Origin of the sequence: Exiguobacterium acetylicum, from assembly GCF_022170825.1 — a bacterium.
Lineage (GTDB): Bacteria > Bacillota > Bacilli > Exiguobacteriales > Exiguobacteriaceae > Exiguobacterium_A > Exiguobacterium_A acetylicum_B.
The window spans coordinates 2,008,611-2,034,291 of record NZ_CP081878.1 but is presented as its reverse complement, the minus strand read 5'-3'; the positions used below and the strand labels follow the sequence as shown (position 1 = coordinate 2,034,291).

At 46.3% G+C, this 25,681-nt stretch carries 31 protein-coding genes; all 31 read left to right on the top strand.

What is annotated here, in order from left to right; all coding sequences use genetic code 11:
* Positions 1–20 precede the first annotated feature (20 nt).
* The 31 genes from rimM to K6T22_RS10665 all read left to right on the top strand — a co-directional run bounded on the left by rimM (position 21) and on the right by K6T22_RS10665 (position 25,680).
* A complete protein-coding gene (gene rimM, locus K6T22_RS10815) occupies positions 21–530 on the top strand; it encodes a ribosome maturation factor RimM (RefSeq protein WP_023468740.1) in 510 nt (169 codons plus the stop codon).
* Positions 527–1,255 carry a tRNA (guanosine(37)-N1)-methyltransferase TrmD gene (gene trmD, locus K6T22_RS10810; protein ID WP_238237096.1) on the top strand — a complete coding sequence of 243 codons (729 nt, stop codon included), beginning with the start codon at positions 527–529 and terminating at the stop codon, positions 1,253–1,255. The genes rimM and trmD overlap by 4 nt, the downstream gene beginning before the upstream one ends.
* 112 nt (positions 1,256–1,367) lie before the next feature.
* Complete coding sequence (rplS, locus tag K6T22_RS10805; RefSeq protein WP_023468738.1) at positions 1,368–1,721, top strand: 50S ribosomal protein L19; 354 nt, start codon at positions 1,368–1,370, stop codon at positions 1,719–1,721.
* 104 nt (positions 1,722–1,825) lie between these two features.
* Positions 1,826–2,365 (top strand): signal peptidase I, encoded by a 540-nt coding sequence (lepB, locus tag K6T22_RS10800; RefSeq protein WP_050677487.1) that lies wholly within the window; start codon positions 1,826–1,828, stop codon positions 2,363–2,365.
* A gap of 147 nt (positions 2,366–2,512) precedes the next feature.
* Complete coding sequence (ylqF, locus tag K6T22_RS10795; protein WP_050677486.1) at positions 2,513–3,376, top strand: ribosome biogenesis GTPase YlqF; 864 nt, start codon at positions 2,513–2,515, stop codon at positions 3,374–3,376.
* Positions 3,377–3,427: 51 nt separating this feature from the next.
* Positions 3,428–4,180, top strand: coding sequence for a ribonuclease HII (locus K6T22_RS10790; protein ID WP_238237095.1), 753 nt, complete (start codon positions 3,428–3,430; stop codon positions 4,178–4,180).
* 12 nt (positions 4,181–4,192) lie between these two features.
* Entirely contained in the window at positions 4,193–5,059 is an 867-nt protein-coding gene (locus K6T22_RS10785) for a flagellar hook-length control protein FliK (protein WP_238237094.1), read from the top strand.
* Positions 5,056–5,316, top strand: coding sequence for an EscU/YscU/HrcU family type III secretion system export apparatus switch protein (locus K6T22_RS10780; RefSeq protein WP_238237092.1), 261 nt, complete (start codon positions 5,056–5,058; stop codon positions 5,314–5,316). Before K6T22_RS10785 ends, K6T22_RS10780 begins: the two co-directional genes overlap by 4 nt.
* 87 nt (positions 5,317–5,403) lie before the next feature.
* Positions 5,404–6,564, top strand: coding sequence for an ADP-forming succinate--CoA ligase subunit beta (gene sucC / locus K6T22_RS10775; RefSeq protein WP_050677483.1), 1,161 nt, complete (start codon positions 5,404–5,406; stop codon positions 6,562–6,564).
* A 13-nt stretch (positions 6,565–6,577) separates the two neighbouring features.
* On the top strand, positions 6,578–7,495 hold the full coding sequence (sucD, locus tag K6T22_RS10770) for a succinate--CoA ligase subunit alpha (protein ID WP_053453797.1): 918 nt from the start codon (positions 6,578–6,580) through the stop codon (positions 7,493–7,495).
* 69 nt (positions 7,496–7,564) lie between these two features.
* On the top strand, positions 7,565–8,392 hold the full coding sequence (gene dprA, locus K6T22_RS10765; RefSeq protein ID WP_238237090.1) for a DNA-processing protein DprA: 828 nt from the start codon (positions 7,565–7,567) through the stop codon (positions 8,390–8,392).
* A 47-nt stretch (positions 8,393–8,439) separates the two neighbouring features.
* Positions 8,440–10,536, top strand: coding sequence for a type I DNA topoisomerase (gene topA, locus K6T22_RS10760; RefSeq protein ID WP_238237083.1), 2,097 nt, complete (start codon positions 8,440–8,442; stop codon positions 10,534–10,536).
* Between the two features lie 3 nt (positions 10,537–10,539).
* On the top strand, positions 10,540–11,844 hold the full coding sequence (gene trmFO / locus K6T22_RS10755; protein WP_238237080.1) for an FADH(2)-oxidizing methylenetetrahydrofolate--tRNA-(uracil(54)-C(5))-methyltransferase TrmFO: 1,305 nt from the start codon (positions 10,540–10,542) through the stop codon (positions 11,842–11,844).
* A gap of 145 nt (positions 11,845–11,989) precedes the next feature.
* Positions 11,990–12,895: a tyrosine recombinase XerC gene (locus tag K6T22_RS10750; protein ID WP_238237078.1), complete on the top strand. Its 906-nt coding sequence runs from the start codon at positions 11,990–11,992 to the stop codon at positions 12,893–12,895.
* Between the two features lie 14 nt (positions 12,896–12,909).
* Positions 12,910–13,461, top strand: coding sequence for an ATP-dependent protease subunit HslV (gene hslV / locus K6T22_RS10745; RefSeq protein WP_023468727.1), 552 nt, complete (start codon positions 12,910–12,912; stop codon positions 13,459–13,461).
* Positions 13,454–14,827: an ATP-dependent protease ATPase subunit HslU gene (gene hslU, locus K6T22_RS10740; RefSeq protein ID WP_035406964.1), complete on the top strand. Its 1,374-nt coding sequence runs from the start codon at positions 13,454–13,456 to the stop codon at positions 14,825–14,827. The genes hslV and hslU overlap by 8 nt, the downstream gene beginning before the upstream one ends.
* A 16-nt stretch (positions 14,828–14,843) precedes the next feature.
* The gene (gene codY, locus K6T22_RS10735) at positions 14,844–15,623 is read left to right on the top strand and encodes a GTP-sensing pleiotropic transcriptional regulator CodY (RefSeq protein ID WP_023468725.1); all 780 of its coding nucleotides are present in this window, start codon (positions 14,844–14,846) and stop codon (positions 15,621–15,623) included.
* Between the two features lie 250 nt (positions 15,624–15,873).
* Entirely contained in the window at positions 15,874–16,236 is a 363-nt protein-coding gene (gene flgB / locus K6T22_RS10730; protein WP_029342079.1) for a flagellar basal body rod protein FlgB, read from the top strand.
* Between the two features lie 3 nt (positions 16,237–16,239).
* Positions 16,240–16,638, top strand: coding sequence for a flagellar basal body rod protein FlgC (gene flgC, locus K6T22_RS10725; protein ID WP_238237076.1), 399 nt, complete (start codon positions 16,240–16,242; stop codon positions 16,636–16,638).
* Between the two features lie 17 nt (positions 16,639–16,655).
* On the top strand, positions 16,656–16,943 hold the full coding sequence (gene fliE / locus K6T22_RS10720; protein ID WP_238237075.1) for a flagellar hook-basal body complex protein FliE: 288 nt from the start codon (positions 16,656–16,658) through the stop codon (positions 16,941–16,943).
* 28 nt (positions 16,944–16,971) lie between these two features.
* Positions 16,972–18,540, top strand: a complete 1,569-nt coding sequence (fliF, locus tag K6T22_RS10715) for a flagellar basal-body MS-ring/collar protein FliF (RefSeq protein WP_238237073.1) — start codon at positions 16,972–16,974, stop codon at positions 18,538–18,540.
* 4 nt (positions 18,541–18,544) lie between these two features.
* Complete coding sequence (gene fliG, locus K6T22_RS10710) at positions 18,545–19,552, top strand: flagellar motor switch protein FliG (protein ID WP_238237071.1); 1,008 nt, start codon at positions 18,545–18,547, stop codon at positions 19,550–19,552.
* Complete coding sequence (locus tag K6T22_RS10705) at positions 19,536–20,273, top strand: FliH/SctL family protein (protein WP_238237069.1); 738 nt, start codon at positions 19,536–19,538, stop codon at positions 20,271–20,273. The genes fliG and K6T22_RS10705 overlap by 17 nt, the downstream gene beginning before the upstream one ends.
* A 10-nt stretch (positions 20,274–20,283) precedes the next feature.
* Positions 20,284–21,579 carry a flagellar protein export ATPase FliI gene (gene fliI / locus K6T22_RS10700; RefSeq protein ID WP_238240102.1) on the top strand — a complete coding sequence of 432 codons (1,296 nt, stop codon included), beginning with the start codon at positions 20,284–20,286 and terminating at the stop codon, positions 21,577–21,579.
* Between the two features lie 12 nt (positions 21,580–21,591).
* Positions 21,592–22,026 carry a flagellar export protein FliJ gene (locus K6T22_RS10695; protein WP_238237067.1) on the top strand — a complete coding sequence of 145 codons (435 nt, stop codon included), beginning with the start codon at positions 21,592–21,594 and terminating at the stop codon, positions 22,024–22,026.
* The gene (locus K6T22_RS10690; protein WP_238237065.1) at positions 22,023–22,568 is read left to right on the top strand and encodes a MotE family protein; all 546 of its coding nucleotides are present in this window, start codon (positions 22,023–22,025) and stop codon (positions 22,566–22,568) included. The genes K6T22_RS10695 and K6T22_RS10690 overlap by 4 nt, the downstream gene beginning before the upstream one ends.
* Positions 22,569–22,581: 13 nt before the next feature.
* The gene (locus K6T22_RS10685; RefSeq protein ID WP_238237063.1) at positions 22,582–23,709 is read left to right on the top strand and encodes a flagellar hook-length control protein FliK; all 1,128 of its coding nucleotides are present in this window, start codon (positions 22,582–22,584) and stop codon (positions 23,707–23,709) included.
* Entirely contained in the window at positions 23,702–24,172 is a 471-nt protein-coding gene (locus tag K6T22_RS10680; RefSeq protein WP_238237061.1) for a flagellar hook capping FlgD N-terminal domain-containing protein, read from the top strand. The genes K6T22_RS10685 and K6T22_RS10680 overlap by 8 nt, the downstream gene beginning before the upstream one ends.
* Positions 24,172–25,023, top strand: a complete 852-nt coding sequence (gene flgG / locus K6T22_RS10675) for a flagellar basal body rod protein FlgG (protein WP_238237059.1) — start codon at positions 24,172–24,174, stop codon at positions 25,021–25,023. Before K6T22_RS10680 ends, flgG begins: the two co-directional genes overlap by 1 nt.
* A complete protein-coding gene (locus tag K6T22_RS10670) occupies positions 25,020–25,256 on the top strand; it encodes a flagellar FlbD family protein (RefSeq protein ID WP_238237057.1) in 237 nt (78 codons plus the stop codon). The genes flgG and K6T22_RS10670 overlap by 4 nt, the downstream gene beginning before the upstream one ends.
* On the top strand, positions 25,231–25,680 hold the full coding sequence (locus K6T22_RS10665; RefSeq protein ID WP_029342066.1) for a flagellar basal body-associated FliL family protein: 450 nt from the start codon (positions 25,231–25,233) through the stop codon (positions 25,678–25,680). The genes K6T22_RS10670 and K6T22_RS10665 overlap by 26 nt, the downstream gene beginning before the upstream one ends.
* Position 25,681 lies beyond the last annotated feature (1 nt).

Genomic DNA, 25,681 nt, shown 5'->3' with positions numbered 1-25,681 from the left:
CAAGAAAGGAAGTGAAACGAATGGAATGGTTGGAAATTGCGAAAATCGCCAATACGCATGGTCTAAAAGGGGAACTGAAGTTACTCGCAAGCACGGATTTCCCGGAAGAACGCTTTAAGGTCGGGAAAGAAGTCTTTCTTGGTTCTGAAGGCACCTATACGCCGGTGACGATCAGTGGCTACCGAAAGCATAAACAATTCATCATGGTGACGTTCAAAGGAATGCATCATATCAATGACGTCGAGAAGTACAAAGGATTGAAACTCTATGTCCACGCAGAAGACTTGCAGGACTTAGACGAACATGAATTTTATTATCATGAAATCATCGGTTGTACGGTCTACGATGGTGAGACGAAAATCGGGGTCGTATCCGATATTCTCGAGACAGGCGCAAACGATGTCTGGACGATCAAACGGGACGGAAAGAAAGATGTCTTGATTCCTTATATCGAACAAGTCGTTGCTTCCGTCGATGTGGAGCAGAAACGCATCCAAATCACACCGCTTCCAGGACTGATTGAGGAATGAACATCCGTGTGTTGACGCTGTTTCCGGAGATGTTTTCAGCGCTCGATCATTCGATTGTCAAGCGAGCACAAGATGATGAGCGCGTCCGTCTCGAAACGATTAATTTTCGTGACTTCTCGACGAATCGTCATGGCAAGGTCGATGATTATCCGTACGGTGGGGGAGCGGGTATGCTGTTGACACCGCAACCCGTTTTTGATGCGATGGCGAGTTTACCGGAACGCAAAAGACGGATCATCGTCATGACACCGACCGGAAAACGATTTTCGCAACGGATGGCAGAAGAATGGGCAAAAGAAGAAGAACTGGTCTTTTTATGTGGTCACTATGAAGGATTTGATCAACGAATCCATGATCAGCTTGTAACGGATGAGGTTTCACTTGGAGATTTCGTCTTAACCGGAGGAGAACTTGCTGCGATGACGATGATCGATGCCGTCGTCCGTCTCTTACCGGACGTGCTCGGTGCGTCTGCGAGTCACGAAGATGATTCGTTCTCGACAGGTCTTCTCGAGTACCCACATTACACACGACCGGCTGAATATGCAGGACATCGTGTACCAGATGTCCTCTTGTCCGGTGATCATGCTCGAATTGCTCGCTGGCGGCGTGAACAGTCGCTGAAGCGGACATATGAGCGTCGACCTGATCTCCTCATGGATGCACCGTTAACGGAAGAAGATCGGCGTTATTTAGACTCGATTTCAGGATTGTCAAACGACTGAATCTATGATAAGTTAAAACATGTGGCAAAAGCCACCCATTAACGATGTTCCGCTGTCGGATGCTTGAAGCAAATGAAGATAAGAACATTGGTGAAAAAAGGAGAAATCATTCATGAACACACAACAATTGTTCCGTGAACTTACACAAGAACAAATCAAGTCAGACGTCCCTGCGTTCCGTCCTGGGGATACAGTCCGTGTACACGTTAAAGTCGTCGAGGGTACGCGTGAGCGGATCCAGCTTTTCGAAGGCGTAGTCATCAAACGTCACGGTGGCGGCATCAGTGAAACATTCACAGTCCGTAAAATTTCTTACGGAGTTGGCGTTGAGCGTGCTTTCCCGCTCCACTCACCACGTGTTGCACAAATCGAAGTCGTTCGCTACGGTAAAGTCCGTCGTGCGAAACTTTACTACCTCCGTAACCTTCGTGGTAAAGCGGCGCGTATTAAAGAAATCCGTCGTTAATCATGTGAAAAAGTGGCTTGTCTCCGGACAAGCTTCTTTTTTTTGTCGTTTATGCGTATACTAGTCCTTAGGAAGAAATTGCGTTAATCAAGGGAGTGGAATTCGTGAAGGAGTTATTCAGTTGGGTAAAGGCGCTCGTCGTAGCGCTCGTCATCGCGTTCATCATTCGAACATTCCTGTTCGTACCCGTCATCGTTGATGGGGAATCGATGATGCCAACCTTACACAATGCGGATCGAATGATCGTCAATAAGGTCCCATACTATTTTAATGAACCAGAAAGAGGCGATATCGTCGTCTTCCATGCAACAGAAACACGAGACTACATCAAACGTGTCATCGCTGTTCCGGGAGATACGATGTATTACAAAGACGATACGTTGTATGTCAACGATAAAAAAGTCGCCGAACCGTACTTGAAAGAATACAAAGCTCAGATGAGTGGTGTACCGTTGACGGAAGACTTCACGCTTGAAGAGCGAACGGGAGAAACGACCGTTCCAAAAGGAAAAGTCTTCGTCATGGGAGACAACCGTCAAAATTCAAAAGATAGTCGCGATATCGGTTTTGTGGATGAGGATCAAATCGTCGGAACGACGAACTTCGTTTTCTACCCATTCAACGACTTGCGCTCTGTCGATTAAAATGAAAGAAGATGAGACGCTTACCGTGAAAAGTAAGCACCTCATCTTCTTTTCTTGTCTGAAGTTGCGTATACTAGGGAGTGGATGTTTTTTCGGGTATCGTATGATCAGCAAGAAGTCCAGGAATATATGAACGAGGTGAAGGATATGACGATTCAATGGTTCCCCGGTCACATGGCCAAAGCACGTCGGGAAGTCACAGAAAAATTAAAGTTGATTGATGTGGTCATCGAACTTGTCGATGCACGTCTTCCGATGTCGAGCCGTAATCCGATGGTCGAACAGATCACAGCAGGTAAGCCACGACTGATCGTCCTCAATAAGGCCGACATGGCGGATAAACGATTGACGGAACAATGGATGAACGCATTACGAGCAGATGGTGTCGATGTCGTTGCGGTTGACGCAAAGCATAACAAAGGATTGAATCAAATCCATGAAGGTGCATTACGTTTAATGAAAGAAAAGCATGCACGGATGCGAGAAAAAGGTCGGAATCCGAGTGCGATCCGTGCCTTGATCATCGGCATTCCAAACGTCGGGAAATCGACGCTCATCAATCGACTCGCTGGTCGGAACATCGCGATTACCGGTGACCGTCCGGGTGTGACGAAACGCCAACAATGGATCAAGATGAAAACAGGTGAGATGGAATTACTTGATACACCAGGTATCCTCTGGCCGAAGTTCGACGATCAAGTCGTCGGCTACCGTCTAGCCGCTACCGGTGCGATCAAGGATGATATCTTAAACATCGACGACATCGCGCTATTTGCTCTTCGTGAGCTAAAGACGCGGTATCCGGAGCAGTTACGTGAGCGTTATCGACTCGATGAAGTATCAGGAGAAGCGGTCGACGTACTCGAAGCAATCGGTAAAAAACGTGGCTTCGTCTCAGGTGGGTATGTCGATTTCGAGCGGACGAGCGAAATGCTTCTGCATGAGCTACGGACGGAAAAGCTTGGTCGTGTGACACTTGAAACGGTCGAAGAGTGGGAAACGAATGAATAACGGACTTGGACATCTTTTGATGTCCAAGTTTTTTTCAAAGGAGCAGGATGTATGAACATAGCAGAATTGAAACAGCGATTGCACGAGGCAACACTAAAAGAATTTATTCAATTGAAGCAGGAACTTGCGACAGATGCGCGAAAAGGGGTGCATACACTGTTTCGTCAGACAGAAAGACGATTCGCGCTCGAGGAGCAACAACGAATGGATTTCAAAGAACGGCTCGCATTCGAGGAACAGTATCGTCAGCAAGGATACGTGCGAATTGCCGGGGTTGACGAAGTCGGACGAGGTCCACTAGCTGGTCCCGTCGTCGCGGCAGCGGTTATCTTACCAGAAGGTTTCTATCACCCGGGACTAACGGATTCGAAACAGATGAGTAAAATACAGCGACAAACGGCACTGAAACATCTACAAGAAGTGGCTGAGATTGCGATTGGAATCATCGAACCGGCTGAAATTGACGAAATCAACATCTATCAAGCGTCAAAACAGGCGATGCAAAACGCTGTCCGTCAATTGCAACCGGATGCCTTACTCGTTGATGCGATGACACTTGAAGGCGATACACCACAACAGTCTCTCATCAAAGGAGATGCCCGAAGTGTTTCCATCGCAGCAGCAAGTGTCGTTGCGAAAGAGACACGCGATGCAATGATGGAAGAATATGCGATTAACTATCCGGGATACGGATTTGAAACACACGCAGGCTACGGAACACCGACACATTTACAGGCACTCGATACATTGGGAGTGACACCGATCCATCGGAAAACATTCCGCCCTGTTAAAGAACGCCTCTAGGAGGAAACGATCATGCAAATCGAACATCGTGCCTTACTACCCTTTAAAATCATCGATCATGCGAACCTACCGTTACGTGAAGGTGCGAATATCGTCGGTAAAGTGTTAAAACTTCTACCAGACGGATTGATGGAACTACAAGTCGGTCAACGTGTTTTGACGGCAGGGACGACTGCTGAACTAAAAGAAGGCAATATGTATCGTTTTCAAGTCGTGTCAGCAGAAGGGCAACCGGTCCTAAAAATCATCTCGACCGAGACGGTTCCGCAAAAGTCGGCTTTACCGCAGCTACTTGATTCCTTTTTACAACGTCAGACTGTACCGACTGTAGAAACACGGGAACTACTCAGGCAAATCGGTCAACCCGTGACGGAAGGAGAAGCGAAGCAGTTGAAGCACGCTCTTACGGAACTCGTTCAATTGGCAAAGGGGGACGAGATAGGTCGAACGCTTGATCGAAAGACAAGCGATCAAATTTTAGCGCAACAACTCGTTCAAGCAACGAACGAAGCCGGTAAAGGAGTTTATTTATTTCAATTACCTCAGTTTGGACCGTTTGAAGATGTTGATCTCATAATGGAAGCGCCGTTCGAACGAACGTTTGATCCGAATCATGCCCGAGTCGTCTTGTATTTACAATTACCACGGCTTGGCGAGGTCGCTGTTGACGTCTTGATTGCAGATCGGAACGTCTCGATTTCTGTGTTTCATCCAAATGCGCATGTCGATACGTTCATGCAAGCTTATACACCTCAGATTCAAGCACGACTCGAGGAACAGGGCTATACGTTGACGCGATTCGATTGGGTCGAACAGAAGAAAGAGCGTGTCCCGCATGATATCTCGACGCGCAACGGAAGGGTGGATCTTCATATATGAAAAAAGCGATTGCCTTATCTTACGAAGAACAGATGCATGCCCCAAAAGTCGTCGCTAAAGGATCGGAACATATCGCTGAACGGATTTTAGAAGAAGCATTAAAACATGATATTCCGATTCGACAGGATGAAACGTTGATGACGTTACTCGATGCTGTCCAAGTATCAGAACAGATTCCGGAAGAATTATATGGTGTCATCGCCGAGTTATTTGCCTTTTTATATCGTCTCGATCAAGAGGAAATTCTGAAAAAATAAAGCTTTCGGTCGATAACGATAGACAGCGCTTCCAATTTTAACTACAATGAAAGAGCCGAAACTAAAGGGGTTAAGGGGGATTTTTTCATGAATGTACATGAGTATCAGGCAAAAGAATTACTTCGTTCGTACGGTGTACCCGTACCAAACGGAATCGCAGCCTTCACCGTCGAAGAGGCGGTCGATGCATCAGAACAATTGTCAGGCCCGATTAAAGTCGTCAAAGCTCAAATTCACGCGGGGGGACGCGGTAAAGCAGGTGGCGTCAAGCTTGCAAAATCGCAAGAAGAAGTGAAGGAATATGCGACGGAGTTACTCGGCAAAACGCTCGTCACGCACCAAACAGGTCCAGAAGGAAAAGTCGTTCAACGTCTTCTCGTCGAAGAAGGCTGTGCGATTGACAAAGAATACTATCTTGGAATCGTACTTGATCGTGTGACAGGTCGCGTCGTCATCATGGGTTCAAGTGAAGGTGGTATGGACATCGAAGAGGTGGCGGAAGCGACACCAGAAAAAATCATTAAAGAAGTCGTCGATCCTGCAGTCGGTCTTCAAGGGTTCCAAGCGCGTAAACTCGCGTTCGCAATGGGTGTTCCAGTGAAGCTTGTCAACAAGTTCGTCGGTATGGTCACGAAACTCTATAATTTCTTCGTCGACAAGGATTGTTCGATTGCAGAAATCAACCCACTCGTCACGACGAAGGATGGCGAAGTCATCGCGCTTGATGCGAAGTTGAACTTTGACTCGAACGCGTTGTATCGTCATGCGGATATCGTAGCGTTACGTGACGAAACAGAAGAAGATCCACGTGAAGTCGAAGCGTCGAAGAGTGATTTGAACTACATCGCGCTTGATGGAAACATCGGCTGCCTCGTCAATGGTGCAGGTCTTGCCATGGCAACGATGGATATCATCAAACACTTCAGTGGTGATCCTGCGAACTTCCTCGATGTCGGTGGTGGTGCGACAAAAGAGAAAGTTACAGAAGCATTCAAACTGATCTTATCAGATGAGAACGTTAAAGGGATTTTTGTCAACATCTTCGGTGGAATCATGAAATGTGACGTCATTGCAGAAGGTATCGTAGCGGCGACAAAAGAAGTCGGACTCGAACTTCCACTCGTCGTTCGTCTTGAAGGTACGAACGTTGATGCAGGGAAACAAATTCTCAAAGATTCAGGTCTAGCGATTACAGCAGCTACATCAATGGCAGACGGCGCAGAAAAAATCGCTGCGCTCGTGAAGTAAGGGGGAGCTAAAGATGAGTATTTGGGTGAACGAATCGACGAAAGTTATTATTCAGGGGATTACAGGTAACCAAGGAATGTTCCATGGTGAACAGATGATCGACTACGGAACAAACCTCGTAGGCGGTGTTACACCAGGAAAAGGCGGTACGGAAGTACTCGGCGGTGTACCTGTTTTTGACACGGTCGCACAAGCGGTCGAAAAAACGGGTGCGAACGCATCAATCATCTACGTACCACCAGCATTCGCAGCGGATGCAATCATGGAAGCAGCAGATGCGAACATCGCGCTGATCATCTGTATCACAGAAGGTATTCCAGTGCTTGATATGGTCAAAGTCAAACGTTACCTTGATGGCAAGCCAGTTCGTCTCATCGGACCAAACTGTCCAGGCGTCATCACTCCAGGTGTTGCGAAGCTTGGTATCATGCCAGGATATATCCATACACCAGGTCATGTCGGAATCGTCTCGCGTTCTGGGACATTGACATATGAAGCTGTCCATCAATTGACGACAGCAGGTATCGGTCAATCGACAGCTGTCGGTATTGGGGGAGACCCAGTCAACGGAACAGACTTCATCGATACGCTCAAAGCGTTCAACGAAGATCCAGAAACAAAAGCAGTCATCATGCTCGGTGAAATCGGTGGAACAGCGGAAGAAGAAGCTGCTGAATGGGTCAAAGCGAACATGACGAAACCAGTTATCGGCTTCATCGGCGGTCAAACGGCTCCAGCTGGTAAACGGATGGGTCACGCAGGTGCGATCATCTCTGGCGGTAAAGGTACAGCTGCTGAAAAAATCAAGACACTCCGTGCAAACGGAATCGAAGTAGCAGAAACACCAGCAATCATTGGTGAGACGTTAATCCGTGTCATTAAAGAAGCAGGTATCTATGACGAGTGCGTAACAAACAGCACAGTCAAATAATTCAAAAAAAGAAGCTGTCCTGATCAAATCAGGACGGCTTTCTTCTATATAATAAGGAGCGTTGGTCTAATGAAACGTGAACTGTATGTCCGCTTCGCGATGTGTCAGGTACCGTACACGATCGTCCAGTTGATTGAGCAATTCGGAATCGTTCCAAGTCATGAACTGCCTGTGTCTAAACGTCTTCGAAATCGTTATGAACAAGCACTACATCTAGAGCAGATCGAGGAGTCGATTTTAGTCAAAGGCGATCCGCTGTTTCCGGCGATGTTACTTACGATTCCTCAACCGGTCTATGCCCTCTTTTATCGCGGTGATCCCTCTTGCCTGACTCTTCCACGCGTCAGTATCATCGGTAGCCGAACCCCTTCACCGCAACATCTTTCCCGTATGCGTTTCCTGCAACCTTTCTTTCATCCAGATCTCGTCACCGTCTCCGGTGGAGCGTATGGTATTGATGCCCTCGTTCATCGCCTTTCCTTAAAACATCAACAGAAAACGATTGCTGTTCTCGCTGGAGGACTTGATCGCCTGTATCCTACTTCCCATTCTACTCTTTTTGAACGTATCCTCTCACACGGTCTCCTTCTCTCGGAATATCCACCCGGAACACCGATTCAAAAATTTCAATTTTTAGAACGAAACCGAATCATTGCCGGATTGTCTTCGTCGTTGATCATCGCTGAAGCAGCAAAACGAAGTGGTACGATGAACACAGCAGGTCACGCCCTCGATCAAGGAAAAGATGTCTATTGTTTACCTGGTTGCCCGACTGAATCGTTCTTTACAGGAACGAATCAATTGATCGCAGAAGGAGCGATTCCACTCCTTGATCCGGAAGAAGTTTCAAAAAGTATTCGGCTGAACGTTGACAAATGGGAATCGAGACTACTATGATAAGTGAGATTAAAATACGAGTACGCCTCTAATAGGGAGCGATTGCAATGGCAAAATATCTAGTAATCGTCGAGTCACCCGCTAAGGCAAAAACCATTAAACGTTATCTCGGATCCAACTATACCGTGAAAGCGTCGATGGGGCACGTCATTGACTTGCCGAAAAGCCAAATGGGAGTCGACGTCGAACATGACTATGAACCGAAATATATCACGATCCGTGGTAAAGGTCCGGTCTTAAAAGAACTAAAGACAGCTGCGAAAAAAGCACAAAAAATCTATCTCGCAGCCGACCCCGACCGTGAGGGGGAAGCGATCGCATGGCATTTAGCAAAAGCACTAGGTGTTGATGAGTCAACGGAATGCCGCGTCGTCTTCAATGAAATCACGAAGGATGCTATCAAGGATTCGTTCAAGCGACCACGCAAGCTCAACTATGATCTTGTCGATGCACAGCAAGCACGTCGTATCTTGGACCGCCTTGTCGGTTACAGCATGAGTCCGTTATTATGGAAAAAGATTAAAAAAGGATTGTCTGCAGGACGAGTTCAATCGGTTGCTGTTAAGATGATCATCGATCGGGAACAAGAAATCAATGCGTTCATGCCAGAAGAATACTGGACGATCAAACTAGAGCTTGATGCAAACGGTGAAAAGCTTGAAGCGAACTTCTATGGAGTCGATGGCAAGAAACGTGAACTTCATTCGCAAGAAGAAGTCGATCAAATCTTGAATCAACTCTCGGAAGACTTCACGGTCGATTCGGTCACGAAAAAAGAACGGAAGCGAAATCCAGCATTACCGTTTACGACAAGTTCTTTGCAACAAGAAGCAGCGCGTAAACTTAATTTCCGGGCGAAGAAGACGATGATGATCGCGCAACAGCTATACGAAGGAATCGAGATCGGAAAAGAAGGAACAGTCGGTTTGATTACGTACATGCGTACCGATTCGACCCGGACGTCTGAGACAGCGAATCTTGAAGCGCATGGTTTCATCGAACAAGCTTACGGAAAAGAATATATCGCAAGTGAGAAACGCAAAGAGAAGAAGTCAGCAAACTCACAGGATGCGCACGAAGCAGTCCGTCCGACTTCAACGATGCGCGAGCCGCAACTCGTCAAATCGTATCTCTCACGTGATCAGTTCCGCCTATACAAATTAATTTGGGAACGATTCGTTGCGAGTCAGATGGCACCGGCGATTCTCGATACCGTTAAAATTGATCTCGTATCGAACGACGTCACATTCCGTGCGAACGGATCGACGGTTAAATTCCCGGGCTTCATGAAAGTCTACATCGAAGATACGGATGATGAAGCAGTCACTGACGTTAAGGAAGGGTTACTTCCTCCACTCGATGAAGGGGAGGAATTGAAGCAGTCAGCGATCGAACCGAAACAACACTTCACACAACCGCCACCACGCTATACGGAAGCACGTCTCGTCCGAGCAATGGAAGAACTCGGGATCGGTCGTCCGTCGACGTATGCCCCAACGCTTGATACGATTCAAAAGCGTGGATATGTGACGCTCGAAGAGAAGAAATTCTTACCGACAGAACTTGGGGAACTCGTCATCGACATGATCAGTGACTATTTCCAAGAATTCATCACGGTCCAGTTCACAGCAGACATGGAAGCGTTACTCGATGCGATTGAAAAAGGTGATATGCAGTGGACGGAAGTCGTTGATCCGATCTACAAATCGTTTGCGAAGCGTCTGACACGAGCAGAAGCAGAGATCGAAAAGATTGAAATCAAAGATGAACCAGCTGGGGAAGATTGTGAAGTCTGTGGTCATCCTATGGTCATTAAAATGGGACGTTACGGCAAGTTCATGGCGTGCTCGAACTTCCCAGAATGTCGCAACACGAAACCGATCCAAGTTGAGATTGGTGTGAAGTGTCCGACATGTGGAACAGGTGACATCGTTGAACGACGGAGTAAAAAAGGTCGTTTGTTCTACGGTTGTTCGAACTATCCAGAGTGTGAGTTCGTCTCATGGGATAAACCGGTCGAAGAACCATGTCCGGTTTGTAGCAGTATGATGGTACAAAAGAAAATCAAGAACGGTGTGAAAGTAGAATGTACATCTTGTGGACATCATGAAACACGCATCGATCAGGAGCAAGAGGAGGAATGACCGTTGAAACGTGTAACGGTAATCGGCGCGGGACTTGCAGGTTCTGAAGCAGCATGGCAACTTGCAAAACGCGGCGTACAAGTAGATTTATATGAAATGCGGCCTGTCAAGCAGACACCCGCGCACCACACAGACCAATTCGCTGAACTCGTCTGTTCGAACTCACTTCGAGCAAACCAGTTAACGAATGCCGTTGGTGTTTTAAAGGAAGAGATGCGTCAGCTCGATTCCTTGATCATGAAAGCAGCAGACTTAGCGAGCGTCCCAGCAGGTGGCGCACTTGCCGTCGACCGGCATGACTTCGCAGGATACGTGACGGAAACGTTGAAAAACCATCCGAACGTCACGGTCCATCATGAAGAAATCGAAGCGATTCCAGACGGTCCAACAATCGTCGCAACTGGCCCGTTGACGAGTGCGGCATTATCGGAATCACTCAAACAATTCACGGGTGAAGATTATCTGTACTTCTTCGATGCAGCGGCACCGATTCTTGATGGAGATACAATCGATCGTGAGAAGGTGTACTTGAAATCACGTTACGATAAGGGTGAAGCAGCCTACTTGAATTGCCCAATGACGGAAGAAGAATTCCAAGTCTTCTACGATGAGTTAATCAATGCAGAAGTCGTTCCACTCAAGGAATTCGAAAAAGAGATCTACTTCGAAGGCTGTATGCCGTTTGAAGTTCTCGCTTCACGCGGACCGAAAACGCTCTTGTTCGGACCAATGAAGCCAGTCGGACTCGAAGATCCGAAGACAGGTAAACGACCTTATGCTGTCGTCCAGTTACGTCAGGACAATTCAGCTGGAACACTATTCAATCTCGTTGGTTTCCAGACGCATTTAAAATGGGGCGAACAAAAACGAATCATCCGACTGATTCCTGGTCTTGAGAATGCAGAAATCGTCCGTTATGGTGTCATGCATCGTAATACGTTCGTTAACTCACCAAACTTGTTAAAACCGACGTATCAGACACGTACACGTGACGACTTGTTCTTCGCTGGGCAAATGACAGGTGTTGAAGGGTATGTCGAGTCTGCAGCATCCGGTTTGACAGCAGGGATCAACGCGGCGCGTCTCATCAATGAGGCGGAACCGGTAACGTTCCCGCAAGAGACGATGATGGGTGCGATGTCGCACTATATCACGACGACGGAAGGGAAGAACTTCCAGCCAATGAATGCCAACTTCGGATTGGTGCCGGCACTCGTCGGTCACCCGGTTCGGATGAAAAAACCAGAGAAGTATGCGCTCTACGCAGAGCGAGCACTTGAAGCAATCAAAGATTTCACGGATATGTGATTTTTGATGGGGAGAAAGGCGTGATTCAGCGCTCTTTCTCCCCATTTCTTAATTTGTCACAAAAGCGCGATAATTTCGTTAATTTTTCGGTTTTTGGTCTATTGTCAGACTACTTGGTCTGTGCTATGCTAAGGGCGATTCGAGAATGAAATGGTCAGAAGGGGGCGCATTCATGGGGATAGACACTGCTTTTGAGCGACTGCTAGAAGATTTTATGCGGTATGTTCATATTGAACGTCAATTATCTCCGAATACAGGTCGCTCTTATGATCAAACACTTCGACAATACGCCGCTTTTTGCCGCGATCATCAATTACGATCGATTGAATTGGCAAGTGCACGGCGTTATTTGTATGCTCTTTACGATCAGGAGCTGGCGCGGGCGACGATTGCACAAAAAGTTTCCTGCCTCAAACAATTTGGTCGTTTTTTGACACGTGACACCGATGAACCGAATCCATTCGATGGATTAAAAGCACCAAAACGACAACAAGGACTTCCGACCTTCCTCGTGCCAACGGAATATGAACGTTTTCTCGATGCTTTTCGATCGAGCGATACGCTCGGTAACCGGAATGTGGCGCTAGTGGAACTGTTATATGCGACGGGGATGCGTGTCAGCGAGATCGTTCATCTTGATCTTCGTGACCTCGCTTCTGACAACTCCTACGTTCATGTGTATGGAAAAGGTGGGAAAGAGCGCATCGCGCCAATCGGAACCTTTGCAAAAGAAGCATTAGAACGATACTTACCATCACGAGATCCAATCGCAGGTCATGAACAAGCGTTGTTCTTGTCTCATTCAGGGCGTCGATTAACGACGGATGCGATTCGAAAGATCATGAAAAAAGGGGAACAGCTCGTTGGGAAACATGTGACACCACATGCACTTCGTCATAGTTTCGCTACGGATTTACTGGAGAGAGGCGCCGATTTGCGAGCCGTCCAAGAGTTACTAGGTCATGCATCGCTGTCGACGACCGGACAGTATACACACGTAACGACTGAACGATTGCGACATGTTTATCAACAAGCACATCCTCGTGCCTAAGGGAGGAAACATTCATGTTTCATGCAACGACGATTTTTGCGATTCAACATAACGGACAATCCGCGATGAGCGGGGACGGACAGGTGACTTTCGGAAACCAAGTCATCATGAAGAAAAGTGCGAAAAAAGTACGGCGCCTCTATGGTGGCAAAGTCATTGCCGGATTTGCAGGAAGTGTTGCAGATGCGTTTACACTCTTTGAGAAATTCGAAGCAAAACTTGAAATGTATAACGGGAACTTACAACGGGCAGCAGTTGAACTAGCAAAGGAATGGCGAGGAGATAAGATGTTGCGTCAATTAGAAGCACTCTTACTCGTCATGGATGGTACACATCTCTTACTCGTATCCGGAAACGGTGAAGTCATTGAACCGGACGATGGTATTCTCGCCATCGGTTCAGGTGGTAACTATGCGCTTGCTGCAGGTCGTGCGTTAGCTCGACATGCCAGTCATCTTACAGCAGAAGAAATTGCAAGAGCAGCTCTTGAAACAGCTGGGGAACTCTGTGTCTTTACGAACGATCAAATCATCCTAGAAACGATCGGAGGCAACGACCATGCATGAATTGACACCAAGACAAATCGTCGAAAAGTTAAATGAACATGTCATCGGGCAAGCAGACGCAAAACGAGCGGTGGCGATTGCTTTACGAAATCGATACCGTCGACAGTTGCTCGATGCATCGATGCGAGATGAAGTCACACCGAAGAACATTCTGATGATCGGACCGACTGGTGTCGGAAAGACAGAGATTGCACGACGACTTGCAAAACTTGTCCGGGCACCGTTTGTCAAGATTGAAGCGACGAAGTTCACTGAGGTAGGATATGTCGGTCGTGACGTGGAATCAATGGTGCGTGATCTGGTGGAAGCTTCTCTTCGACTTGTTAAAGATGAGAAAAAAGAAGCGCTCAAAGATCGAGCGGAAGCAGTAGCGAATGAGCGAATCGTTGATGCGTTGTCTGGGAAAAAAGCATCATCTGGTCTTGGTGGCGGAACGAATCCATTTGAAATGTTGTTCGGCGGGAATCAAAAACAGCAAGAGCCGGATACATCGGAAGCGACAGCCGACCGTTCGCTACTTCGCCAGCAATTGCTGACGGGTCAACTTGAAGATCGGATGATTGAGGTCGATGTCGAAGAACGTCAAGTTGACTTGTTCTCAGGGCAACAAGGGATGGAAGGGCTCGCGAATCTTCAGGACATGCTCGGACAAGTCATGCCGAAGAAAACGAAGAAGCGTCAACTCACAGTCAAGGAAGCACGTCCAATTTTGACAGCAGAAGAAGCGGAACGACTACTTGACTTGAACGAAGTCCATGACGAAGCAGTGCGTCGTGCGGAACAGATGGGAATCATCTTTGTCGATGAGATCGATAAGATCGCGACAAAAGGACATGACTCTGCTGGTGTTTCACGAGAAGGTGTTCAGCGTGACATCTTACCGATTGTTGAAGGATCAACGATCGTTACGAAATATGGACCAGTCAAGACGGATCATATCCTGTTCATCGCTGCAGGTGCGTTCCATATGGCAAAACCATCTGATTTGATTCCTGAACTTCAAGGGCGTTTCCCGATTCGTGTCGAACTCGACAGTTTGACAGAAGATGACTTTGTTAAAATTTTGACTGAACCGAATCAAGCATTACTCAAACAATATAAAGCATTACTAGGGGCAGAACACGTTCATGTCACCTTTACAGAAGAAGCCATTCGTGAAATCGCACGGATTGCTGCACAAGTGAACGATGAGACGGATAATATAGGAGCACGGCGCTTATATACGATCATGGAGCGCGTCCTCGAAGAATTATCCTTCGAAGCAGCAGACATGCCGGAAACGGATGTGACGATCACGCCACAATACGTGACGGATCGAGTTGGAAAAGTAGCAGATGATCGTGACTTAAGTCAGTTCATCTTATAAAGTGGAGGAAGAAAAAATGAATTTATTGGCGAAAACGCGGAAGCTGAATACGATGTTACAACAGGAAGCGAGCACACATGTTGATTTCAAGGTCATGGCTGACCGTCTCAGTGAAGTCATGGAATCAAACACGTTCATCGTAAGTCGGCGCGGTAAGTTACTGGGTATCGCAATCAAACAACAAATCGAAAATGACCGGGTCCGTGGTTTCTTAGAAGAACGTCAATTCCCGGAAGATTATACGAAAAAATTGTTTAACGTCACTGAAACGACAGCAAACATCGCTATCGATAGCGAACATACGGCATTCCCAGTCGACAACCGTGATACGTTCGAAACGTCGAAAACGACGATCGTACCCATCATCGGTGGTGGCGAACGCCTCGGTACGCTTGTCCTTGGTCGTATGGTGGAAGACTTCAACGAAGAAGATCTTGTGCTTGCTGAGTACGGTGCAACAGTCGTTGGGATGGAAATCCTGCGTGAGAAGGCACACGAGGCAGAAGATAAGGCACGTAAGAAAGCAGTCGTCCAGATGGCAATCAATTCATTGTCTTATTCTGAACTCGAAGCAATCGAACATATCTTCGAAGAACTCGAAGGAAATGAAGGGTTACTCGTCGCTTCAAAGATTGCGGATCGCGTCGGTATCACGCGTTCCGTTATCGTCAACGCGCTTCGTAAGCTCGAAAGTGCTGGTGTCATCGAGTCACGTTCACTCGGAATGAAGGGGACGTACATTAAAATCTTAAACGACAACTTCCTATATGAATTAGAACGAATTAAATCGAACTAAAAAAAGGAAGTTGCTGCTAATAGAGAGAAGACCTAGTTAAGCACTAGGTCTTTTTTGTTTGACTAGGTATTATTTATCATTTTTATAAGAAAAGGGAATAAAAAACAGAATATTAACATCTCATTACCCTTTTTTTCAAAAAACTTCTTTTCAAACATTGACCTATTTGTTTCAATTATTTCAGATATGTTACTAACGACTTACTTTTTTCGTGAATTTGAATATAGTTTCCGTGAGTGGAGGAAAGAAGATGAATTGGTTAGGGTCTGACTATAACGTAATGACACAAGCCGTCAATCGAACGGTCATGGCACAAGAAGTCATTGCGAAAAATATCTCAAATGTCGATACACCTGGGTATAAAGCAAAGCGTGTCACTTTTGGAGATGTTCTAGATTCAGAAATGAAAATGAGTTTAAAACGACATGCAACGATCGGAACTTCTGGTAGCATCGTCGATCGACCGAATACGATGCGTAACGATGGAAACGGTGTCGATATCGATCTCGAGATGTCTGAATTATCACGCAATCAAATTGAGTACGAGGCGTTGGTAGAACAGTTGAATCGTAAGTTCTCTGGCATTCAGTCTGTCATCCGAGGAGGAAAATAATCCATGAGTATGTTTAGCGGATTCCATACGTCTGCATCTGGTTTAACTGCCCAGCGACTACGGCTTGATACGGTCTCGGCAAACATCGCTAATGCGCAAACGACACGAGGCGAGCTCGTCAATGGTCAGTGGCAACCGTATGCTCGAAAACTTGCTGTTTTGAAAGAGACTGCTAATGGTGTCACGGTCAGTGAATTGAAGAAAGATCCCGAACCATTCAAATTAGAATATAACCCAACGCATCCTGATGCGGATGAACTTGGATACGTCAAGATGCCGAATGTCGATATCTTAAAAGAAATGGTCGACATGATGGGCGCAACACGTTCTTATGAAGCAAACGTAACAGCCTTGAACGCAACAAAAGCGATGCTCGTAAAAGCGATGGAGATTGGTAAATAAGCAGAGGAGATGACACGATGGCAATTCAACCTATTCAAAACATGCAGATGGTATTACCCACACAGACCATTGCAAAGACGACACCAAGTGATTTTAGTGAAGTACTTAGCGAGGCGATGAACGGTTTGAATACAGCACAGAAAGCCTCCTCTCAAGCGCGTGTGGACCTGGCGACAGGGAAGACGACAGATCTACATAACATCATGATTAAAACAGAAGAGGCATCGCTTTCTATGCAACTCGCCCTTGAAGTCCGTAACAAAGGCATCGAAGCATATCAAGAAATGATGCGTATGCAACTGTGACTGTTAAGGAAAGCGTGGGAGATGTTGAATGAACGAACGAATAAAAGCTCGATTCGGAGCAATGAATACGACGTGGAAAGAATGGTCCCTTGCGAAAAAAGCGATGATTCTAGGGATTATCGTCGTAGTTTTAGCAGCGTTGATCGTCACCATCATCTGGTTATCTAAACCGACGATGACACCTCTTTATTCGAAGTTGTCCCCTCAAGAAGCAGGGCAAGTGACAGAAAAGCTCAATGAAGATGGGATTGCGTCGGAAGTCGTCAGTGAAGCAAATGGTGTGACGATTCTCGTTCCAGAAGCAAATGTCGAGAACCTGAAAGTCGAACTGGCGACAGCTGGTATTCCGAAATCCGGTCAAATCGATTATTCCTTCTTTAGTGAAAATGCTGGATTCGGAACGACTGATAAAGAAATGAATATTCTCGAGCGCGATACGATGCAGACAGAACTTGAAAACTTGATTACACAAGTAAACGGTATCGAGTCTGCGAAAGTCATGATTACTCTTCCGGAAAAGAGTGTTTTTCTTTCCGACGAAAAAGAAACATCAACGGTCTCTGTTGTCTTAACTTCTAGCACAGGAAGTAATCTTAACAATCAAACAGTTCAAGGTCTTTATCATTTGATTGCAAAAAGTATTCCGAATCTAAAAGAAGAAAACATCACGATCATGGATCAGTACTTTACGTATTATGAACCTGGTAATGCTACACAAACAGCGGGTGGAACGGATCCGATGGCGTTGAAAAAAACGACAGAGAACGATTTACGTAAGCAAATTCAGCAGATGCTGTCTGTTGTTCTCGGTCCACAAAAAGCGCTCGTTTCCGTTACAGCGGATGTCGATGTCACGAAACGACAGGAAGAACAAAAACTCGTTGAACCAGTAGATCCCGATAAAATCGAAGGAATCGTAACGTCTGCTGAGAAAGTAGCAGAAGCCTACACAGGGTCTGCGAACGCCGGAACGGCTGGTACAGGTGAAAATGAGACGACGAACTTCCCAGCAGGTACAGAAGCGACTGGTGATACGAGTGAGAAGACGCACGACATCATCAACTATGAAGTCAATCGAATCACGAAACAAATTACAGGAGCTCCGTATGAGATTCGTGATTTAGGGATTCAAATTATCGTCGAGCCACCAAAAGGTCAAAATCAGATTGATCCACAGTTACAAACCGACCTACAAACGATGATGTATTCGATCATCCGGACATCGATAACGAAGACGGATGCAAAAACGACACTGACGGATGCAGAACTTGCTAACAAGGTCGTAGTCATGTCTCGACCATTCGCGGAGACGACGACAGCGACGAAAACGACGACGGCAACGCCGGTGTGGGTTTGGTTCGCACTTGGTGGAGCAGCAATTCTTGTCATTGGCGCAGTCATTCTCCTTATGCGTCGACGTCGAGCAAATGAAATTGAAGAACTTGAGGAATGGACACCGATTGAGACAGAAATTCCAGAGCTCTCAACAGAAGACACAAGCGATGGTGCCGTCAAACGCAAACAGCTTGAAAAACTCGCTGAATCCAACCCGGATGAGTTTGCGAAATTATTACGTACTTGGTTAGCGGAGGATTGATGAGATGAAGAAGCTGGAAATGAACAGTCGTGAAAAGGCTGCGGTTCTCATGATTTCGTTAGGTCCTGAAGTCGCTGCCAGTGTATATAAACATTTATCGGAAGAAGAGATGGAATGGTTGACCCTTCAAATCTCAAGTATGAAACGAGTCGATCCAGAAGATAAGTTAATCGTCCTCGATGAGTTCCATGAATTAGCAACAGCGCAAAATTATATTACGCAGGGTGGAATCGGATTTGCTAAATCCGTTCTTGAAAAAGCGCTCGGTGAAGAGAAGGCGATGGAGCTCATCTATCGCCTGACGTCGACGTTACAAGTCCGACCGTTTGAGTTTGCTCGGAAGGCAGATCCAAAACAACTTTTGAACTTCATTCAAAATGAACATCCACAAACAATTGCACTCGTTCTTGCTCACCTCGATCCTGCTAAATCAGGACAAATTCTCTCGGAGCTCCCGGCAGAAGCACAATCCGATGTAGCACGGCGGATTGCGACGATGGACCGAATGAATCCGGAGATCATTAGCGAAGTAGAGCAAATTCTCGAACGGAATCTGTCGCAAGCAGGCATGCAAGATTTTGCGCAATCTGGCGGTATCGAAGCTGTCGTTCAAGTGTTGAATGGAGTCGACCGGACGACGGAACGAACGATTCTCGATACGCTCGAGATTCAGGATCCGGAACTCGCAGAAGAAATCAAAAAACGGATGTTCGTTTTCGAAGATATCGTTACGCTCGATGCACGGGCGATTCAGCGTATCATTCGCGAAGTATCGAACGAAGATCTACTCCTGGCACTCAAAGTATCGTCAGACGACGTCAAGGATATGGTCTATCGCAACATGTCACAGCGGATGGTCGAATCGTTCAAAGAGGATATGGAATTCATGGGTCCTGTTCGTCTCCGAGACGTCGAAGAAGCACAAAGTCGAATCGTCGGAATCATCCGCCGCTTAGAAGACATGGGTGAAATCGTCGTTGCTCGTGGTGGAGGAGATGATATTGTTGTCTAACGTCATCAAAAGACAATCTGTCATTGAACGACAGGAGCGAACGCTCGTACAGATTCGAAGTGCTCAGGAAGAACCAGCTATCGTTCCAGATACGTTCTACGAAGAACGGATGGCGGAAGGTCACGCTGAACTGGAACGTCTTCACCAGTCGATGCTCGATGAGTTCCAACAACGTCAGCAGCAGTTCGAACAAGAACGTCTACAAGCGCTAGAGGACGCACGTCAACGAGGATATGAAGAAGGATATCAGACGGGATTTGAAGCGGGTCGTGCGGAAGGACAAGCCATCTTCGAAGAGCAGATTGCAACGACGAATACTTTTGCTGCTCGATTAGAAGGGCAGAATCAAGAGCGGTTGATGCGATTGGAACATGAATTATGTGTTCTTGGACTACAAGTGACACATCAATTTTTAGAAAAGTTACATGATGAAGAAGAAGAGGCGTTATACCAATTGTTACATCAATTGATCATTCAGTTCCGAGATCGTGAAAAAATCATCATCTACGCTTCACCAGCAGATTTCGAACGAGTCGTTTTGCTTGAAGAACGACTTCAAGGTGTTCTCGGTGCGAATGCGACGATTCAATTACGATTCGACCCGGCGTTAAAAGTACGTGATTATCGGGTTGACTCGGAGAACGGAGCCATCACAGGTGGTTTAACAAGTGGCTTTGAAGCACTACAAACTAAAATTAAAGAGGTTTTACATCATGTTTAACCTCAATGCGATGCAAGCTGCAGTTCGAGAAATTCGTCCGGAAGAATTGGTTCAACATTCAGGAAAGGTCGTTCAAGTGATTGGACTGATGATTGAATCACGTGGACCGACGGCTGTAGCAATCGGAGAACGTTGTTTGATCCACATCCAACAACGTCAGACGATCGAAGCAGAAGTCGTCGGGTTCAGAGAAGGACACGTCCTTCTCATGCCGTACGGGGAAACGACATCGATTGCTCCAGGATCAATCGTTCTTGCGACAGGAAAACCACTCCACGTACCTGTAGGAGATGAACTGATCGGGAAGGTGCTCGATGGGCTTGGAAGACCACTGGACGGTGAGTCATTAACGGATTTACGAACGACATCAATTGTTCGTAAACCACCGAGTCCGCTCGAACGTCCTCGTATCAGTGATGTCCTCTCGACCGGTATTCGTGCCATCGATGGACTACTCACTGTTGGTCAAGGACAACGTGTGGGTCTGTTTGCAGGATCGGGTGTTGGGAAATCGACATTACTCGGAATGATTGCGAAACGATCGACAGCAGACATTAATGTCATTGCCTTGATTGGTGAACGAGGACGAGAAGTAAAAGAGTTCGTAGAGGCAGAGCTTGGTGAAGAAGGGATGAAGCGATCCATTTTGGTCGTAGCGACAAGTGATCAACCACCACTCGTTCGTCTAAAGGGTGCCTATACGGCAACGGCAATCGCTGAATATTTTCGAGATCAAGGGAAAAACGTTGTCTTGATGATGGATTCGGTCACTCGCTTTGCGATGGCGCAGCGAGAAATCGGTCTTGCGACAGGGGAACCACCCGCTTCAAAAGGATATACACCAAGCGTATTCGCATTACTTCCTCAACTACTCGAACGTAGCGGGAAGACACAAGATGGCTCCATTACTGCATTTTATACTGTACTCGTTGATGGAGATGACATGAATGAACCGATTGCTGACGCCGTACGAGGGATTTTAGACGGTCACTTCGTTCTTGATCGTAATCTTGCGAACAAAGGTCAGTTTCCGGCCATTCATGTCTTACGGTCGATCAGTCGTGTCATGAACCAAATTACGACGTCTGAACAAAAAGCAGCTGCCGTCGCTTTTCGTCAGCTGTTATCTACGTATCTTGATTCAGAGGATTTAATCAACATCGGCGCGTACAAAAAAGGAACGAACCCGGAGATTGATCGTGCTGTCGATAAATATCCGGAATTGATTCGTTTCTTGAAACAACAGATTCACGAAGACAGTGATTTCGAAGCGGCATGTCATCAACTCATGGCAACGATTCAGTAAGGAGGACGGAAGATGAAGACGATTTATGAACGAATCATTCCTTTAGCAGAAGCGGAGAAAGATCGCGTTGCAAAAGAACTGAGCTTTCATAAAAAGCAATATGAGCTCGAAGTCGAAAAGTTATATCATCTGCTTGTCCGTTATGAGTCCTTTCTGAAGGCACAAGATGAGATTGGTACCGTCGAATTAATGTCTTCGCAATATCGAGAGCGAGCGCGAGATGTCGTAAAGCAGGAAATCGAACGACAACAACTGTACGTGACGCAATCGAAAAATCGCTATGAACGAACCCAAGAATCACTGGAACGAGCATTAATCGAAGAGAAGAAATTCAGTCGTCTCCAAGAGAATCATACAGTTGAAACGAAACGGATTGAGGCATTGACGGAACAAAATCAATTAGACGAACTGGCATTGTTACAGTTCGGAAGAGGACGGATGATATGAGTGAAAACAAAACGTCAAAAGGATGGGTTTTGCCTTTATTAATCATCCCTTTGATTTTAATCTTACTGACGGCTTATTTCGTATTAAATTATGCGAATGGACGTCCTCTATTATCCTTACCGTTCGCAACCGACAAAACGACTACGAGTCTGACGAATCCGTCAGCAGAACTCGAACGTCGTCTGAAAGTCGCGAATCAAGAAATTAAGAAATTACGCAATCAAAGTAAGGAACAATCGGACACCTTAAAAGCCAAAGAACAGGAAGTCGAACGTTTGATTGCTGAGCGGGATCGTTTAAAGCAAACTCCAACTCCGGCAACAACGGATCAAACGAAGACGACGAAGAAAAAAGCGGCGTCCGTTACTGATGTCTATGCTGAAATGGCACCAAAGGATGCGGCACTCATTTTAAACGAACTTAGTCCGACAGAAGTCGTACCGATCATCGAGGACATCGATGCGGAACAACAGGCAGCGATCATCGCTAAGATGGATGCTAAAAAAGCGGCAGCCTTAACGCAATTACTCGCAACGAAGTAAGGAGGGAAGCCTGATGAATATGACGGAAGTAACGCAACCATCCTCCCCAAACTTAAACACCGGAACAGGGAAAAAGGGAGAGATGACGACGGTCGGTGGTCAATTCGCCTCGCTACTAGATTATCTGACCAAGTTACCGGCGACGTTACCGTCACCAGTCTCTGCTGCGACATCAAACACAACAGAACTCGAATTGAAAACAGAGACACCACCATTGCCAGATTTTATTCAACAACTCGTAGATCAACCAGACGAGCTTCTCTCTTTACTGAAACAACCGGAAGTAGAGACGCTAAAACATGAACCCAAAAAAATGGAACAACTACTAGCGTTCGTTAAACAATTGCTTGACGGAAATGTCGAGCAGGCGAAAAGTCAATTCGACCAATTGCCACCATCGTTGCAGCAATTCGTTTTACAGACAGTGACGAACGATACGATCAAAATAAAAGAGCACAACCTAAATAACTTAAAGCAACCGCCACTCCCGACGATTGAAAGTGTCGTCTCCGCATTACCTATAAAGCAAACGTTACCGCAAACAACTCGTACGGTTGAGACAGTCAAGCCGGACATTGTAGCTGTAGCAGAGCAAGTGAAAGGGAAGACGCCGCTCCCGTTAGCGATTGCTTCACTCGTTCGGAAAACGACCATGCCAGTTGATCCAGAAGGAAAAGTTGTATCGCTTCCGATGAGCATGCCAATTTATAAAGGGGCTACCGTTCAACAGATTCGTCCAGTGCCTTTACCAGTACCGGAACAGATTCAACAACGGATTGAAGCTGCACTTCAGCAAGCGCCATTTCTAAAAGGAGCTGATGGATCAACGCGATTATCGATTCGTCTATATCCTGAACAGCTTGGAGAGGTCGTCGTTCAACTCGATCGTAAGGAGGGAGCATTGACCGTCAAACTGTTTGCGAGTACCGAGCAAGCGAAGCAATCGATTGAGCAACAACTCGGGAAATTACAGACAGCGTTGCACCAACAGACTCCTGTCGTGAAGATTGAGACAGGGATGATTGCTTCTAGTACGCGAGATTTTCAACAGTCCTTCACACGTGATCAGCAGGAACACGAGTCTCCTCAACAAGAGACCCCTGTTCCGATAGAGGAAGAAGAGGAGGAAGACGATGACTGATGCGATAAAAACAGACGGTAGTTCATACCAACTTCCTGAAAAGTCACAAGTACCAACGAATAAAGCGATGGATAAGGACATGTTCATGAAGATTCTGATTGCACAACTGTCGAATCAAGATCCGACGGCTCCCATGGAAGACAAGGATTTCATTGCTCAGATGGCGCAGTTTTCTTCACTTGAACAGATGCAAACAATCGGTAAGACGATGGACACGATGGTGTTGAATCAACATGCGACAGCGTTACTCTCTTACAGTAATCTGATTGGCAAAAAAGTTACTTATGAAGCGGAGTCGAAGACAACTGATGCTTCAGGAGCCGAGCAGACGACGACCGTCGAAGAGACAGCCAGTGTCGTTAGCGTAAAAAGGGATGGGCTAGATATCATGGCCGAATTATCGAACGGAAAACAGATTAGTGTTTATGAACTGACTCAGATTCAATCAAAGGAGGAAAAATAATGTTACGTTCAATGTACTCGGGAATTAGTGGGCTTAAGAACTTCCAAACGAAGCTTGATGTCGTCGGTAACAACATTGCGAACGTCAACACGTTCGGTTACAAAAAGGGTCGAGTCACGTTTAAGGATCTTGTCAGTCAATCGGTTGGTTCATCATCCGGTGCTGGTGGTAATGTCGGTGGGACGAACCCGAAACAGGTCGGTCTCGGAGCATCGATGTCAACAGTCGATAATGTCTATAACCAAGGAGCACTCCAAAACACAGGTCGTGTGCTTGACGTCGGGATCTCGGGTGAAGGATTCTTCCAAGTCGTTACGGCAGAAGGGATCCGCTATACGCGTTCTGGTAACTTCTATACCGATCTTGATGGAAACTTGGTTACAGGTGATGGAAACTACTTGGTTGGTACTGGAACACAAGGAGCTGCAAACGGTACGCCACCAGTACCACTTCCAGAAGCAGGTGGCGCAGGGTTCCAAAAACTAAAAGTACCGACTGATGCACGTAACCTATCAATCGGGAAAGATGGCCTCGTTACTTATGTGGATACGACAGGTGCACTACAAAATGTTGGATATATTACTATCGCTAACTTTGCTAACCCAGGTGGTTTAGAAAAATCAGGTGTCAACGTCTTCGCAGCGTCACAAAACTCAGGTGAGCCAGTACTTGGAACACCGAGCTTAAACGGAATGGGGCAATTGACATCTGGAACACTTGAGATGTCAAACGTTGACTTATCAGAAGAGTTCACGGAGATGATCATTGCCCAACGTGGTTTCCAAGCGAATACGCGAATCATCACGACTTCTGACCAAGTTCTTGAGGAATTGGTCAACCTGAAACGATGATTACGCTAACGACATTACGTAATGCACCACTCGTACTAAACGCCATATTGATCGAATCTGTCCGTTCTACTCCGGATACGACGATTCAACTCGTTGGCGGACAGATTTATGTCGTGAAGGAATCAATAGAAGAGGTCAAGGCAATCGCAATCGCTTTTTATAAACAAATCGGATTAGCGGGCTTGAACAGTGTAAGGAGGCTCGAAGATGGCCGAGGAAAAGAAGAAGAGTAAATTAAAAATCCCTTTAATCATGATCATTGTCGCAGCACTGATGGTTGGGGCAGGTTACATGATCATGAATTACTTTTTAGCTAATGATACGACAGAAGCCAAAGTCGAACAGCCGACTGGTGAAGAACTTGATGCACGAAGTCTTCAGACAGACGACTTGACGACGAACATCGCAGACGAACGGTTCTTGAATGTCCAATTTACGATCGTTACGGACGATCAAGCTACGCGTGATGATTTAGAATTACGAAAGTTTCAAATCAATAACATCATCTTAGGTGATTTATCTGCGATGAAAAAGTCGGACTTAGACTCAAAAGCGGATATGGAGAAACTCGAAGAACGGTTGCGGATGCAGTTCAAGAAGCTCATCCAAGAAGGTGATGTCCAGCGTGTCTATACGACGAAAAAAATCATCCAGTGAG

What these genes read in the sequence shown, in the direction of transcription:
- rimM (WP_023468740.1), top strand. Translation starts at nt 21, where the DNA reads ATGGAATGGTTGGAAATTGCGAAAATCGCCAATACGCATGGTCTAAAA.
- trmD (WP_238237096.1), top strand. Translation starts at nt 527, where the DNA reads ATGAACATCCGTGTGTTGACGCTGTTTCCGGAGATGTTTTCAGCGCTC.
- rplS (WP_023468738.1), top strand. Translation starts at nt 1,368, where the DNA reads ATGAACACACAACAATTGTTCCGTGAACTTACACAAGAACAAATCAAG.
- ylqF (WP_050677486.1), top strand. Translation starts at nt 2,513, where the DNA reads ATGACGATTCAATGGTTCCCCGGTCACATGGCCAAAGCACGTCGGGAA.
- K6T22_RS10790 (WP_238237095.1), top strand. Translation starts at nt 3,428, where the DNA reads ATGAACATAGCAGAATTGAAACAGCGATTGCACGAGGCAACACTAAAA.
- K6T22_RS10785 (WP_238237094.1), top strand. Translation starts at nt 4,193, where the DNA reads ATGCAAATCGAACATCGTGCCTTACTACCCTTTAAAATCATCGATCAT.
- K6T22_RS10780 (WP_238237092.1), top strand. Translation starts at nt 5,056, where the DNA reads ATGAAAAAAGCGATTGCCTTATCTTACGAAGAACAGATGCATGCCCCA.
- sucC (WP_050677483.1), top strand. Translation starts at nt 5,404, where the DNA reads ATGAATGTACATGAGTATCAGGCAAAAGAATTACTTCGTTCGTACGGT.
- sucD (WP_053453797.1), top strand. Translation starts at nt 6,578, where the DNA reads ATGAGTATTTGGGTGAACGAATCGACGAAAGTTATTATTCAGGGGATT.
- dprA (WP_238237090.1), top strand. Translation starts at nt 7,565, where the DNA reads ATGAAACGTGAACTGTATGTCCGCTTCGCGATGTGTCAGGTACCGTAC.
- topA (WP_238237083.1), top strand. Translation starts at nt 8,440, where the DNA reads ATGGCAAAATATCTAGTAATCGTCGAGTCACCCGCTAAGGCAAAAACC.
- K6T22_RS10750 (WP_238237078.1), top strand. Translation starts at nt 11,990, where the DNA reads ATGAAATGGTCAGAAGGGGGCGCATTCATGGGGATAGACACTGCTTTT.
- hslV (WP_023468727.1), top strand. Translation starts at nt 12,910, where the DNA reads ATGTTTCATGCAACGACGATTTTTGCGATTCAACATAACGGACAATCC.
- hslU (WP_035406964.1), top strand. Translation starts at nt 13,454, where the DNA reads ATGCATGAATTGACACCAAGACAAATCGTCGAAAAGTTAAATGAACAT.
- codY (WP_023468725.1), top strand. Translation starts at nt 14,844, where the DNA reads ATGAATTTATTGGCGAAAACGCGGAAGCTGAATACGATGTTACAACAG.
- flgB (WP_029342079.1), top strand. Translation starts at nt 15,874, where the DNA reads ATGAATTGGTTAGGGTCTGACTATAACGTAATGACACAAGCCGTCAAT.
- flgC (WP_238237076.1), top strand. Translation starts at nt 16,240, where the DNA reads ATGAGTATGTTTAGCGGATTCCATACGTCTGCATCTGGTTTAACTGCC.
- fliE (WP_238237075.1), top strand. Translation starts at nt 16,656, where the DNA reads ATGGCAATTCAACCTATTCAAAACATGCAGATGGTATTACCCACACAG.
- fliF (WP_238237073.1), top strand. Translation starts at nt 16,972, where the DNA reads ATGAACGAACGAATAAAAGCTCGATTCGGAGCAATGAATACGACGTGG.
- fliG (WP_238237071.1), top strand. Translation starts at nt 18,545, where the DNA reads ATGAAGAAGCTGGAAATGAACAGTCGTGAAAAGGCTGCGGTTCTCATG.
- K6T22_RS10705 (WP_238237069.1), top strand. Translation starts at nt 19,536, where the DNA reads ATGATATTGTTGTCTAACGTCATCAAAAGACAATCTGTCATTGAACGA.
- fliI (WP_238240102.1), top strand. Translation starts at nt 20,284, where the DNA reads ATGCAAGCTGCAGTTCGAGAAATTCGTCCGGAAGAATTGGTTCAACAT.
- K6T22_RS10695 (WP_238237067.1), top strand. Translation starts at nt 21,592, where the DNA reads ATGAAGACGATTTATGAACGAATCATTCCTTTAGCAGAAGCGGAGAAA.
- K6T22_RS10690 (WP_238237065.1), top strand. Translation starts at nt 22,023, where the DNA reads ATGAGTGAAAACAAAACGTCAAAAGGATGGGTTTTGCCTTTATTAATC.
- K6T22_RS10685 (WP_238237063.1), top strand. Translation starts at nt 22,582, where the DNA reads ATGAATATGACGGAAGTAACGCAACCATCCTCCCCAAACTTAAACACC.
- K6T22_RS10680 (WP_238237061.1), top strand. Translation starts at nt 23,702, where the DNA reads ATGACTGATGCGATAAAAACAGACGGTAGTTCATACCAACTTCCTGAA.
- flgG (WP_238237059.1), top strand. Translation starts at nt 24,172, where the DNA reads ATGTTACGTTCAATGTACTCGGGAATTAGTGGGCTTAAGAACTTCCAA.
- K6T22_RS10670 (WP_238237057.1), top strand. Translation starts at nt 25,020, where the DNA reads ATGATTACGCTAACGACATTACGTAATGCACCACTCGTACTAAACGCC.
- K6T22_RS10665 (WP_029342066.1), top strand. Translation starts at nt 25,231, where the DNA reads ATGGCCGAGGAAAAGAAGAAGAGTAAATTAAAAATCCCTTTAATCATG.